The organism is Synechocystis sp. FACHB-908 (assembly GCF_014698595.1).
Lineage (GTDB): Bacteria > Cyanobacteriota > Cyanobacteriia > Cyanobacteriales > Microcystaceae > Synechocystis.
The window spans coordinates 1-13,283 of the sequence record NZ_JACJTH010000044.1 but is presented as its reverse complement, the minus strand read 5'-3'; the positions used below and the strand labels follow the sequence as shown (position 1 = coordinate 13,283).

Genomic DNA, 13,283 nt, shown 5'->3' with positions numbered 1-13,283 from the left:
GCAAAGGAACAATCAGCGTTGCTCTGAAGGTGCTTTTTAAGTTCCGATAGGCGAGGTGTAATTTCGACTTTCATAAATGCGGCTGGTAAATCTTCCAAGGGGCAATTAAGAACTACTTTTGCCGGTTTTTTCCGTAGTGATAAATTTACCGATACTCCACTAACTTTCTTTTTGCCCAACTTCTGCATATTGCTAACAAGGTAATTGCGTAGTCGCTGGGATTGATTTTCTGATTGTTCTGCTAAATTTCGCAAGCGTCGGTATTCATTTTTACGAGCTTCTGTGATTGCCTCCAGGTGCTTGATGTAAGCGGCAACATTACAGGCTTTAGCATCAAATTCTTTGCCAGTAGATAACCAAGTTTCTAGAATTTCTCTCATTAACTGGTCTTTTTCAGACTCGCTTAGATCTTCCCGGTCTTGAATGTCTGCAATCTGGTCTTCAAGATTAGTTATTTCGTCGGACAGTTCCCAAAGTTTAGGGGTTTTGCCGGTGGCTTTAGTGGTGGTTGTCATGATAATTTTCCTAAGTAGTTGAGTGGTGGAAGCCCCCAGGGGGGCCAAGGATTTTACTAGGGGTTAATATCCCCATTGGGATTCTTCACGTTCAATCATCTTTGCTAAAAGTTCGTCTTCAACCTCTTGGGGCATTTCTAGGACTCGCCCTTCTGGTCGTTTGATCATGTTGTTTCGGATCAACATTTTTAAGACATTCTTAGCGTGGGATTCTGTCATGTCATCAACTGCGATTGGGCCGTTTTTGCTGTTCCATATTGTCATTGATAATTTCCTCCGAAATTTTGATAAATTCAAGGTGAAGTTCTTTAGTCCAGTGAATTTTGAGAATTTTTGCAAATTCTCTTGAAAATGTTTCTTCTTTCATTAATTTTCTTCCAAATTTTCTAGAATAGCTTGAGCATTTTCATTCAGTCGGGAGCGGTTTAACAATGGGCTAGGCTTAAACCATTTTTGCAGTTGGCATAATCGAAGATATAGGGGGCAATTCTGACCAGAATGGTTTTCTGAGAGATAAATAAACCAAGCTTCTGCAATGTCGAAACGGTCAAAATACATAATCGTTGTCCTAAGTATTAGAGTGGTGGAAGCCCCAAGGGGGGCCAAGGATTTTACTAGGGGTTTAGAAATGTAACCAATTACGGTGGTAGTCTTCCGTTTCCTGGCGGGAATAATAGCGGTCGTCGTTGGCCAATTCTTCCTCGGTCAGAACACTTTCAATCTGGGCTAATAGGTCGTAGGGGTCTGAAAAGCTAACCTCATTTTTGGCAAACTCTAGGGCCTTCTCAATCACCGCAATGATGGGGTTTTCTTGGGTTTTGTTTTCTCGGTCAATGAAATAAAGGCAACGGGAGATCGCTTCTTTGGTGTCGTGGTGCATAGTAAAAAATCCTGAAGTATTTGAGTGGTCAGCCTTTTTAGGACGTGCTGAGGTCGCATTACTAGGGGTTAATGACGGCTAAAAACATAAACCTTGTTATAGCTAATTTCTGCGCTATAAAAATCATTAATAAACCAATCATGAGCTAATTTTTCAAAATCAATATAAAAGCTATCTAATCCTGCTTTTTCAATTGCTTCTAATTGTCCTGTTTGCTCGAAGTAATCATAAACAAAGTCTTGCTCACTTTCATATTCTCCAAGGTAATAATCCTCAAAGTTTTCTAAGTTGTCATAGCATTTGTAATAAGCTGCCATTGCTTCTCCATGCTCTGCTAAGGCTTGCCCTAATTTTGCGATGGTTTCAATGTCTTCATATTCTTTTAATTCAATTCCCCCAAAGTTTTGATAGTCATGAATTGCCCATTCTTCAGCATCTCGCATAGGGGAAGCTTTAAGCATGGCTTCAATTTCTGCCATTATTTCATCTTCATCTTGATTGGCACTAATCCATTCACCGTGTAGCAATCCATTGTTATAACTAGCAAGGCAGGCAACGTAAATTTCAGGGCTCAACATGATAAAAAATCTCCGTAAGTATTCGAGTGGTGGAAGCCCCCAGGTTTGAGGGCTATTTGACTATTTAAAACGGGCAATAATCTCGATGTTTGAGAATCTGTTGAATTAGGCTTTCTAATTCCCTTTTCAGGTCTTCTTGCTCAGTTTGCTTTGCTAGTTCAGCTAGTTCTTTGCGTAGGCTTTCTAAGTCTTTCATTAGATTGAAAACCCCCAGTCTTTGCAAATTTCGCTTAGTTCTTCTGCGAAAGCTTCACCGTCTTTTCCTTCCCGGTAGTCGAGAATCGTTTCCCTGACTTCCTCCCACATTCCATCTGGTAATTTGTTTCGCATCATTGAACAGACTGCGGCGATCTCTTTGGCTTCTTGAATAGTCATTTTGAAAACTCCTAAGTATTTGAGTGGTGGCGGGGGCTTTCCCCTTTGCCATAACTCTATTATAGCGTGCTATCGTGCAATAAATAACTATTTTACAAAACTTTATAGCGTGCTATCGTGCTAAGATTATGTTGAAAATTTAGGAATTGTTTATGAGTGGCCGAGGTCGTCCTGGTGGGAATCCAGATTTGGAGAAATATCAATTTAAAAGCCCTGTGTCTGAATCAAGGACAGCGGGGATCTATCTTCGTATTACACCCACTGATAAGGAACGCTTAAAAAATGTCAAAGACTGGCAAGAAAAATTACGACAAAAAGTGAAGGAAATTATTGATGATTCTTTTTCAAAGGAAGATAAAGTTTAAAGAAAACCTAAAAATATTGATTGCTACCAATGATTAACCCCCACCAACAGGCAGGGGCTGAACGCTAAGCAAAAAGAGACAACTGGACGGCGGCAGGGTGGGCCACCCACCAACCACCCCCCAGGGAGGAAAAACCCCAGCCGGGAGGGGGAGAAACACCGGGGGGCAGGAAGGCAAGCAAGGGCAGGCCAGACCCCAGGGCAAAGGCGGCAGAGGCCCAAGACCCAGAACCAAGACCGCAGAAACAACGGGAAGACCGGGCCGAAGGCAACAACCCAACAGGACAGCCGGCCGAAGGGAAAAAACACCACAGACCGGCCGGGCCGCCAGCAGAGAGAACAGCAGAGACAACGGCCACCGACCGACGGGCAAAGGCAGAACGGCCAGCCCCCCACTGACCAGAACTGACAGAAAAAACGCTGGCCGAAGGAAAGAGCGACCGGCCCACGGCATCGGCACCAGCCGCACAGCCAACAAAAACACTGGCCGAAGCAGGAACGGCGGCAGAAAGGGAACGGAGAGCGGCAACCGACAACGGGGAGAGAGAGCGGGAACCGGAAAACCCCACGGCAGGGCAGGCCGACAGCAGACAAACAACGCAGGGCGACAGGGCAGAAACAGACAACACAGTGCAACCCCCAGGGGAACAACCAATAAGCCCATTATAGCATGATAGCACGCAAAAAGCAACCCAAGGCAGAGCGGCCGAGCCACCCACCGACCAGCCCCCAAAACAAGGCACACCCCCCCCTGTCCATTGAAACTCCACGCCCTTCCATCCCATAGATAAGGCTTGGGTCAAGGCAAGGGCCGAACCGACTAATAAAAAATGCCCCGCAGGGGCAACCACTAGAAGGAGGGTGAAGGTGGAGTTTACCCTTGCCGGGAAATAGCGTGGTATAATATTACTAGCAGGGGGGTGATTGATCTAAAAAATCAAACTTTTTTATAAAACTTTTCTAATACTTAAACTATATCTTTCCCCAACTACTTTTACTACTCCATGACTTTTTTTACCATCTATTTCATAAATTTTCCCATCTTCTAATATTTTTCTTTCTCCATCATATTCAAACACACAAATTCCACTATTTACAATAACTACTTTTTTATCAAAACAATCTCTGTCTTTATGTAAATTTAATTTACTTCCATCTCCATATTTTATCAATAACAAACTATTAAAATTTTCTCCATAAAATTCTAAGCATCTTTTCTTTAAACTATTATCTATTTCCAATCCCTTAAATTTTTCATTTTTTCCCAATTCAATTCCAACCCCAAACCAAACCATTCTCCTATCTTCTTTAACTTCTTTACCAAACCATTTTTCCTTAACCATCAAATTATTCTTATCAACACACCAATTTTTAAACTTTATTTTTTCTACTTCACCTAATTTTTTAAACATCTTTTTTCCCTCTAAACTTTCCTATATTATATCATTTTTCTTTCCATAATTAATACACTAAACTACTTTTTTATTTTCAATACACCAATATACCCTTTCTCTCCTCTCTTTTTTCTCTTCCATTCCCCACTAAGTTTTTTTTTGCCCAAGAAAAGTAAAAATCATATTCCAAATAAAATTTTTTCCTTAAATGAGATAACACCAAAAAATTTTGACGAATATGATAAAATTCCTCGTTGCAAAAAAAAACGGTATTTCCGGATCTTCGATTCCTTAAAATCAAAAACAAAAACATCGAATCCGCTCATCTTTCTTGCTTTCCGAAAAAAGGCCTGGAGACTAATCAACCCGTGACCGCTGACTTTGACCGGACTACAAAAAGGGGGAAGGGTTAGGGAAGGGGGTGTCCCCCCCCCTCTTACGGCTTTGGGCAGGTAGTCCAGTGAAATATTTATTGCTCTAACCGACCATACCAACGGGTTTTATCGTCGAATATTAGAAACGCCTCTTGCCTTCTTGCTTTCTCGCCCCCACTCGGGGGGCCGCCGGTCAGTGGCTCTAGGCCTTGATAGTTAGCTTTTGTCCGGCGGGGGGATGGGGAGGCAGTAAAAAAAGGGAGGGACGACGACCATAAAGTGCCGGGAACCACATCTTTATTCTTGCCTTCTTGATATTAAAGTTTATTCTTTTTTCTTTGGGTTAAATGAAACTAGAAATATGCTCAAATTTATAGGTATTGCATTACTTGCTGCATTGGTAGGTTATGCTTTTGGTGTTATGGCTGGAATCTTTATTGTCAATAATTTCTCCACTAATGTTCAGGACAAGCCCTTGGAATTAGCAATGACCTCAATATTTTTCTTTGGCCCATTGGGAGCTTTGATAGGATTCACTATTGCAGTTGTATATCAACTTTTACATCAATATTTATGAGTTCTTTATATCCCTGATAAAAAATATGTTTAAAAAATCTTAATTGGATCTTTGAAATATATGATTGATTATGGATAGATCGCCTACAATATCCCCAATGCACGATGGTAATCCACGGTGCCATCAAATATAGACCCCACAGAAAGCCGGGCTTTAGCTGGGCGGACTTTGCCTCCCATCAGTAGCCAGCAAGAACTTTTGGCGATCGCCCGTAAAATTTGAGTATGTTCGATAATCTGTGCAAATTTCTAGCTGAATCATTTTCCGAAGACTATGCCGCCTGGTTGTTGGGACGACCAATCAAATTGACCAAGCTCAGTCCGACGGAATTATCCCTGGAACCAATTCGCGCTGACTCCCTGATTTTGGAGCAATCGGAAGACTTGGTTTTACATCTGGAATTCCAAACGGAACCTGACCCCACCATGGGTTTTCGGATGTTGGATTATCGGGTAAGGGTTTACCGCCGTTTCCCCCAGAAGACAATGCACCAATTCGTGATCTACCTGAAACATAGTAACAATGACTTGGTTTATCAGGATAGTTTTCAGGTGGGGGAGACTGTGCATCGTTACCAAGCGATTCGGCTCTGGGAACAATCATCGGACGCATTTCTCCAAAGCCCAGGGCTATTGCCCCTAGCGGTATTGACGCAGACCTCTGACCCTACATTAAAATTGAGGGAAGTGGCGACTGTGCTGGAACAGATTGAGGATAATCGAGTTAAAGCAAATCTCATGGCAGCAACTTCTGTTTTTGGAGGAATTCTGTTGTCGCCTGACATTATCAAGACAATTTTAAGGAGTGAAATTATGAAGGAATCCGCTGTTTATCAAGAAATTTTAGAGGAGGGTAAAATTGCTGGGAAACTAGAGGGAAAATTAGAAACCATACCCCTGTTGAAGAAATTAGGTCTTACAATTGCCGAAATTGCCAAGGAATTAGATATTGATGTTGAACTGGTTAATCGGTTTGTTGCTAACCAGAATAATTAAGGGTTGAAATGGTCATTGGATCGAATATGGCTTGACTTAATTCCTATTTACTATTTATCTATTTAAATTCAGCTTTGATGAGGTTGTCCATGTCATCACCTGTTGCTGTGCCATTGAGAAACTCATAAAAAATTTGATTAAGCGATTTGTTAATATCAACTTGTTTGGATAATACTGGATGAAAACTCAATTTCTCACACAATTTTATTCCCAAATTATACTCTAGTGATCCAATTTCACAAAAAGTTGAATCAAACTCTCGGAAAGACAAGAGATAAATAAGACTAATCAATGCATCTTGATAATATGAATTTCGTGAATGGTCACTGAGGGCATGACTAGCTATAAGATTAAAATGACGCTTAAACAACAAAATATTTGTTTCATTTAGATTATAATCTAAATACCACATCAAAATACGAGCATAGCCCCACAAGTAGGAATCATACTCATAGTAGAAATTATTATTATTATTATTTTTCGGAAGATGAGTCTCAAAAAGTGCAAAATATTTTTGCTGAAAGTTACTATCATATGCGATCCTTGCTATAACCTTGACATGTTCACTAAAGCAGGGGCTGTTTTTAAGATAATCAAACAAAAAATCAAAATCTTGAATTGCAGCGATTTTATATTGTTTACCTATCAACAGTAAATTATCGTTGTAAATATTGAAAATTTGTCCACGTTCCTTCCCTTCCGTATTTGGGTGACGTTGGCCTAATGTAAAAAGAGCTTTTTGTAAAAGTAATTTAATTTCGCTAGAAATAATTTTGTTTGTAATCTCACTGACTATTTCATTGCTTGAATTTGTAGAAACATGTTGTAAGGCATCATTTTTCAAAAAAGATAAGTAGTTGCTTCTAACAATACTTTGTATTTTCGATAACTTCAGATCTGTCCGTAGTTTTATATTTTTTGAAGACTGCTTAATATAAGCATGTAAAGCTTTGGCTATCTCGTCTAATCCGTGTGAAAAATCACTTATAAATTTTAAATTTAAACATAAATTAGTAGTCGCATTATTTTCTTTTGTTTTTCTACCCTCAATAATATTTTGAATAGGAATAAATCCTAATTTAATTTCAGGGCGATCTTCTAATTTAGCATTGAGTTTGTGCCCCAATTTTTGATCACTATAAACTTCAAAAATCTCCAATAGTAATGGTTTGCCAAGCATTAGCGAAAAGTGAATTTCAACAGAAAGGGAAGGAGTTTGTTCAAAGAATTGATTATTAATAATATAAACTTGTTCTATTTCATTTTTTATTATTAGTTTACCATTAATTTTTATCGGTAAAATAACTTGAGGTTTGTCTATTCGAAAAGAGGATTTTGTTTCACCGGATGGGATGGTATATTGACCTATAAAAGTATGAAATTTTCGTTCACCTTCATAACAAATATTTGTACGCTCGCTTTCACTAGGAACATTGATTGAAATCTGATTTGCTAATTGAAAAGTGATTAAATCAAGAAACTGTCCATAGAGAGGAAATTCCTGAGATTGCTTTTCTTGCCAAATCTTGCTAAATTCTGAGTGACTAATATCGGGTAAGGAAAAATGAGACTCTAAAGAAAGACGAAAATTAGATAGGCAATTGTATTGACTAATTAGAACGAAATTATATTCGCAATTATTTTGGACGATTTCCTTCAGTCTAGGAACAAGTATTACACTTGAAACTATATTTTCTACTATTGTGAGAGGTAATTCTGCTTTTAAATATAGATTTGTATTATCGACATTTGAGAAGTCAATCAGAAGCGAAACTATTTCTTGATTAGGATTACTTATTAGACAATTTTTTATAATGTTAAAAACATTAATTTTTTTTAAATATTGAGTGAGATAAGAACTTTCAATACCAACAAAGTTAGGGTCAGATGCAATAACGTATTGAGCTAAAATTTCACAGATGGTATCATAAACGTTTGAAGGATCAAAAGGAAGTCTGAGACTTTCATAATTTTCGGGAGTACGGATATCTAAAATTGGAATAGAATAAGAACAATTAGGATGACTTTGAAAAGAAATAGGCAAGTAATAAGAACAGGGTAAACTGTCTAAATCATAAATAACTAATGGTTTATTCTCTTTAGCAATATTTTGAAGCTGAGTGACGTAGTTCCAATAGCGATAAGCACTGGCATAAATATAGGGACAATCTAAATTTTGCAGGCTCAGCACATCAATATCACGAACAATAACTAAATCACCTTCTTGCTGATCATCCAGTTGGTCACCTAAGAATTGAGGTTTATATTCACCTCTAACTATAGTATTAGAATAATAACTTGAAAGATTAGCAGGGGATATAAAATGACGATCTTTATAGGTATTTAAAAAATCTCGATAAGCAAAAGGAATATTAGGAGAATTTAAAGATAACGATTCCCCAAAAATTTGCGTGTACTTACAGATTTCTGGGTATGATTCTAGGTTAAAGAGTCTGGTCATTTTCGGTTATCCTCGATGTAAAGCATCCACTAATTGAGTAATAGCTTGAATTTCATTTAAATCAGTAGTTTTATAAGTTAAGTCATGATTAGAACGTCTTCCAAATGCAAAATCCTGAGAACCCATATAGGCTGCTGTTGTTCCTATAATAATAATCTTGGCATGGAGATTATAAATTTGTTTAGCATCTAAATTAGAGTAATTACGGTGTCCATAAAAGATATGGCAATGAAGACGTGACAATAGTTCTTCTTGTTGAGCTGTTGGAGCAAAAGTGCGAGTATAAATAGAAATTTTTCCAGTCGGATTACGGGCAAACTCTGTCAAAGTTCTAGTCAAATCATTGGAATGATAAGTTAGAAAACCTTCACGCTTTGATATAGCAAAGTAATTAGATAATCCCTGACTGCGGATACCTTGGGTTGTCGGTAAGATTACTGCATTTGATTGTTCATCCCATAAATGGGAAAAGTGGTCAATTAACCGTTGATGTGACTCGACATTTTTCCAAATAATTCCCGCTTCTCCATTACGTTCTAAACTTCCACCCGTTAAATTACAAGAACCCATATATGAACTTTTTTCCGTTATGTAACATTTTAGATGAAAGAGTCCACTGCGAATAGAAACACCTGATGTAGCAAGTAAGCGTAAACACTCTTTCTTTTTACGATCAGATTCAGCGTAATCATCTTCATGATCAATTTTTCCTTCCATATTCGTATCTATTCTATCTAAAACATCATTATTTAAATCAGTCAAAATCCAAACGCCTTCAGGTAATTCTTTAGCTTTTTTGACAATTAATTGAACAATAGATTCATCTTCTAAACGAAAACTAGAAATCAATAAAAAACGCTGGGCAGAACTAATTAGAGCTTCAATTTCTTTTCTATGCAATCCTCTACCCACAATAAAGTCTAATCCTTTAGGCTCATTTTCAGAAATGGTAAACTCAAGTAAATTTTGATAATTAAAAACAATATATTTTTTCTTGTACTCATCAATTAGTGATTTAGCTTCAGCCGACAAAAATGAAGGAAAGTAATTTTTAATGAGGGCCATAACTGCAATTTGAAGTTCAGACGGTAGTTCCTCTAGTTTTTGCCAGATTGTAATATATTCACCAGTTGATAAAGTTATCGGTATGGCAAAGTTGTTAGGAGAATGTAATGCTGCTCTGATAATCTCGACCGATGTTTTCTGTTTAATTATGCTTAAAGCTTCCTGACGTATGGATTGTAATCTTAAATTGTCTACATCATTACTAATATCTAAATTATAAGTGCCATCGCAATGCTGCCCACTCCATAATGGTAACTGGGGATCATGGGGCGATAATTGTAGAGAAATAATTGGGCATGTAAAACAATAGCTATAGAAAAACTCCTCTTGAATTAAGTTTTGGTTTGCAGGAGTTAAGAAGGTTGAGGAAAGATAAGATGACTTTCCTCCTACTTTTTGTATAAGATGCTCTAGGGTCTGTTGAGATAAAAAATTTAGTCCAAAAGATTGGTGAATATAGGAAATATGATGGCGATTATGACTAGTTGCTAAAACCCGTAGATCGTTAAGTAAATCTGATAGAGAGCTTTGTCTAACTGTGTTATTATCAACATTTTTACGTTCAAATACTCCTTGTAATTTAACAATAATTTTCATAATAGTGAAACCTCCCGCTCGATGGTTAAAGTTTTATCCCTAATTAAAGTTCTAAATGAAGACATTTCATATTGGTTAATATCGCCAAAACATACAATGGCATCACTGGCACGTGTTAAGGCAAGACGAAGTTGATCAGGTGTGGGTTTAGTACCATCACAAACTATTAAAAGCACATTACATTCCTTTCCATACCAATTTTCGCAACTATCGACGTAAATTTGATTGAGCCATTGTTCTGGGCATTGGCTTTGTATCATTTCTTTGGCGGTTATTGAAAAAGTTAGTATTCCAACTTTAATACTGGATATATCAATATCTGAATTTTCGATAAAATCCAATAATTGTGGAGTAATCAGCTTATCTTCATGAATATCAATCCATCGTAAACGATTTTGAAATGTTCGATAAGAATAGTTCTGCAAAGATGAATAGGGTTGTGAATAATAAAAAGTAGAAAAAATTGGACGGCTTAACAATGGGTGCAGACGAAAATTTTCTGATAGATTAGCGCGATAGGCTGGCGATAAACATTCAGATAGACGAGTAAAAAAAGTATCGGATTTAATATTTTCTCCCAATAAAATTAGTTTGTTAGTCATACTCGCCATCAATAGTAGGTCATGATCAGAAAAAAGATGTGAATCCTCAACAAGAACAATTTCAAACTGTTTAAATTTAACATCACTATTTAAGACACTTTGAAAAGTTGCTAAAATAGGTATTTTTGTTGTTTCTGACATTAATTCGGTAAGTTGTAAAATTCCTTCCTCGGACAAATTTAGATAATGTTCCTTTAATTTTTGATGTTGCTTCAGTAGAGGATATAGTTTATATAGCTTTTCTACTAAGAGATCTAAGCGAGATTTCGATACCTGCGGAAAAACTTTCATCATCTCTTCTTGAAGATTTTTTTTATCCCCTTTTTCTGCTAAATCAATCCATTGGTTTAACTGTTTACTTTCTTGTAATGTTTCTAGCAGGGGATCTGGGAACAAATGGAGAGGCATAAAATTGATTTTAGGCTGGGCAAGGTTGTGTCGTAACCACGCAAAAATACTATCTGAGTAATTATTAAATATTTCAAGAAAAAGAGAATTAACATTTAAGTTTTTATAAGCTTCCAGAGTATTAGCATGTCTAGCAACTACTAATATAGATTTCTGAAATCGAACGGACATTTCAAGAACAAAACAGCCGACATGGGTTTTGCCACTGGCAGGATTACCGCTAATTAGGGAGATTGGACTATTAGAAATGGCTAAGTCGAAGGCTTCTTTCTGAGCAGAACTTAAAGGTAAAGTATAATTTGCACAAGGAAAATTTAAATTTGCCCGTGAAATAAAATAAGTTGAACTTTGATTGCAGCTAGATTCAATCAATTCAGTTGGTAAACTCATGAAAAATATTCCTTCAAATATTTACAAAATATATCATTTAAAAATATTATAATTGTCTGCAAATTATTTTCCTTTAAATCAGGTAAACGAATCATAAGACTGTGATCTATTTTTGTGATCCATTGGCTATAATTATTAGTCTCAGGGCGTTCACAAAGATAAAAATATAAGGCTCGTTTGAAGTTATTTTTATTAATCAATTTTAGACTTGGACGATACCAAAATATCCAGATCGGTATTTGCAACGTTTTAACTTCCAAGGAATTAATTTTTTGTTGTTTAATTATTAATAGCCAATCGCCTTGCCTAATACTTGAACTACGATTCAATTGAAATGATACAACATAATTTTGTAAAAAACATTGAATAACCGGCATGGAGTCATTTTCAAGATAACGACCAAAAAGGGGATTATCTAAAATCGATAAATCACTCAGGGCGCTAGCATAGCTACCCTGAAAATATAAAAAACTAGTCATTAATAATACTGCAATTACATCACTGCACAGTCTTTGGCGATAACTCCATAGTTTTTCTTTATCTGAAAGACGATGAACGTAGTCTAAATAAGCCTGATAAAAACTCCGATAAATTGGATTTTGTTCAAGGACATAATTAGGCTTGTCTAATAAAGATACAGATCTTTTAACTGTCTGTACTGTTTCATTTTGACGAAAATAATTAATACTTTGACCTAAAAGTTCTGCTTCTCGATTTTTACTATACTCTTGACATTCGAGGTGTAATAATTCGCAAAACCCTTTTAAAAATCTATTTTCTGGTGTATTAAAATTTTGAAAGCGTTTAATCCCTAGCAATTCCTGTCTTGCCCCAGCTTTTTCTATTGCATTTCTGCCCGGACGACGAACATAGTCACGGAGACAATAGGCATCCATTTCGTGAATACGGGCCAGGGGTATCATCTCAACGGTTCGATTTAATTGAGATCTAAGTTTCGTAGTAATAGATTCTAGTTTATGACGTAATTCATAACGTCGATCTAAGGAGACCACTAATGGTAATCTCGCATCTTCACTGCTGAGCTCGTGAAAATATTCAGGTAGATTTAGTAAGGGGAATTTAATCTGCTTGATACGTCTACCAGAGCGCATACCTTGAAATAAACCAATAAATACGGCAATAGTCTCCGCAGTATGACGATCATAACTATTATTTAATTCATTGTTTAAACGATTATGAGTACTTTCATCATTGACTTGGGTTGAATCCAAAATAAGATCTTTTATAGATATTTTAAAAGAAGTTTCTTCGTTATTTTTTTGTAATTTTAACGATGACTTCTGACAAAGAATTTGATAACTATCCCAATCAGAAATAGATACCAAAGGAAAACCAATTTCATAACTATTTTTATCTTCTAGTGGAATTAAAAAACCTGGCGTTTGACTCAATTCTTCATCGTTATCTAAAACTAAAATTGGCCGATCAGCACTATCAAGAACAGCGTCAAGCAGTTGTAATGGCTCATTTTGTAAATAGGTTCCGAGGCAGAAGTGTTGAACGATAGTTATAAAGAGAAAAAAAGCCCTTTAAAATGATAGAATAAAGGGCAGAAATATTAGAATAATTGAAGAGATGATATCAAATTTTGGACATATTGTCAAAACTTATCTATCTAATTTTCCTAAAGATGACTACCCAGTATTAGACACATTTAAGTTTGTGAGTATCTGGTTAGGATTAGTGT

The 13,283-nt window shown here is 36.6% G+C and carries 15 protein-coding genes and 1 pseudogene; 4 read left to right on the top strand and 12 right to left on the bottom strand.

Translation table 11 applies throughout. From position 1 onward, the window contains the following. The 6 genes from H6G46_RS17415 to H6G46_RS17395 form a co-directional block, all read right to left on the bottom strand. On the bottom strand, nt 1–515 hold a 515-nt coding region (locus tag H6G46_RS17415), incomplete at its 3' end, for a siphovirus Gp157 family protein (protein ID WP_190759882.1). A gap of 63 nt (nt 516–578) precedes the next feature. Next, on the bottom strand, nt 579–779 hold the full coding sequence (locus H6G46_RS17410) for a hypothetical protein (protein WP_143705304.1): 201 nt from the start codon (nt 777–779) through the stop codon (nt 579–581). 358 nt (nt 780–1,137) lie between these two features. Continuing rightward, a complete protein-coding gene (locus H6G46_RS17405; RefSeq protein WP_011153845.1) occupies nt 1,138–1,395 on the bottom strand; it encodes a hypothetical protein in 258 nt (85 codons plus the stop codon). A gap of 68 nt (nt 1,396–1,463) precedes the next feature. Further along, a complete protein-coding gene (locus H6G46_RS17400; RefSeq protein WP_011153844.1) occupies nt 1,464–1,973 on the bottom strand; it encodes an antirestriction protein ArdA in 510 nt (169 codons plus the stop codon). A gap of 64 nt (nt 1,974–2,037) precedes the next feature. Further along, a complete protein-coding gene (locus H6G46_RS18715; RefSeq protein WP_255347037.1) occupies nt 2,038–2,169 on the bottom strand; it encodes a hypothetical protein in 132 nt (43 codons plus the stop codon). After that, entirely contained in the window at nt 2,169–2,348 is a 180-nt protein-coding gene (locus H6G46_RS17395; protein ID WP_011153843.1) for a hypothetical protein, read from the bottom strand. Before H6G46_RS17395 ends, H6G46_RS18715 begins: the two co-directional genes overlap by 1 nt. A gap of 152 nt (nt 2,349–2,500) precedes the next feature. Between H6G46_RS17395 and H6G46_RS17390 the strand changes: the two genes are divergently transcribed. Continuing rightward, nucleotides 2,501–2,713: a hypothetical protein gene (locus H6G46_RS17390; RefSeq protein WP_011153842.1), complete on the top strand. Its 213-nt coding sequence runs from the start codon at nt 2,501–2,503 to the stop codon at nt 2,711–2,713. A gap of 64 nt (nt 2,714–2,777) precedes the next feature. On the opposite strand, the gene H6G46_RS17385 is transcribed toward H6G46_RS17390, so the two are convergent. After that, nucleotides 2,778–3,341, bottom strand: a complete 564-nt coding sequence (locus H6G46_RS17385) for a hypothetical protein (protein ID WP_223211257.1) — start codon at nt 3,339–3,341, stop codon at nt 2,778–2,780. A gap of 318 nt (nt 3,342–3,659) precedes the next feature. Beyond that, a complete protein-coding gene (locus tag H6G46_RS17380) occupies nt 3,660–4,124 on the bottom strand; it encodes a hypothetical protein (protein ID WP_011153840.1) in 465 nt (154 codons plus the stop codon). A gap of 717 nt (nt 4,125–4,841) precedes the next feature. On the opposite strand from H6G46_RS17380, the gene H6G46_RS17375 reads away from it, so the two are divergent. Together H6G46_RS17375 and H6G46_RS17370 are read left to right on the top strand one after the other, a co-directional pair. Next, on the top strand, nt 4,842–5,057 hold the full coding sequence (locus H6G46_RS17375; protein WP_011153837.1) for a hypothetical protein: 216 nt from the start codon (nt 4,842–4,844) through the stop codon (nt 5,055–5,057). Nucleotides 5,058–5,281: 224 nt separating this feature from the next. Next, entirely contained in the window at nt 5,282–6,052 is a 771-nt protein-coding gene (locus H6G46_RS17370; RefSeq protein ID WP_011153836.1) for an Rpn family recombination-promoting nuclease/putative transposase, read from the top strand. A gap of 58 nt (nt 6,053–6,110) precedes the next feature. Here the strand turns inward: H6G46_RS17370 and H6G46_RS17365 are convergent, their stop codons facing one another. From H6G46_RS17365 to H6G46_RS17350, 4 genes are read right to left on the bottom strand one after another with little or no spacing between them, the layout of a single operon-like run. Further along, entirely contained in the window at nt 6,111–8,513 is a 2,403-nt protein-coding gene (locus tag H6G46_RS17365) for a hypothetical protein (RefSeq protein ID WP_011153835.1), read from the bottom strand. Between the two features lie 6 nt (nt 8,514–8,519). Continuing rightward, on the bottom strand, nt 8,520–10,175 hold the full coding sequence (locus tag H6G46_RS17360; RefSeq protein ID WP_011153834.1) for a phospholipase D family protein: 1,656 nt from the start codon (nt 10,173–10,175) through the stop codon (nt 8,520–8,522). Next, nucleotides 10,172–11,575 carry a hypothetical protein gene (locus tag H6G46_RS17355; RefSeq protein WP_011153833.1) on the bottom strand — a complete coding sequence of 468 codons (1,404 nt, stop codon included), beginning with the start codon at nt 11,573–11,575 and terminating at the stop codon, nt 10,172–10,174. The genes H6G46_RS17360 and H6G46_RS17355 overlap by 4 nt, the downstream gene beginning before the upstream one ends. Beyond that, nucleotides 11,572–12,987, bottom strand: coding sequence for a DUF2357 domain-containing protein (locus H6G46_RS17350; protein WP_242021180.1), 1,416 nt, complete (start codon nt 12,985–12,987; stop codon nt 11,572–11,574). Before H6G46_RS17350 ends, H6G46_RS17355 begins: the two co-directional genes overlap by 4 nt. Nucleotides 12,988–13,171: 184 nt before the next feature. On the opposite strand from H6G46_RS17350, the pseudogene H6G46_RS17345 reads away from it, so the two are divergent. After that, nucleotides 13,172–13,283: pseudogene (locus H6G46_RS17345) on the top strand (IS4 family transposase); the annotation flags it as partial.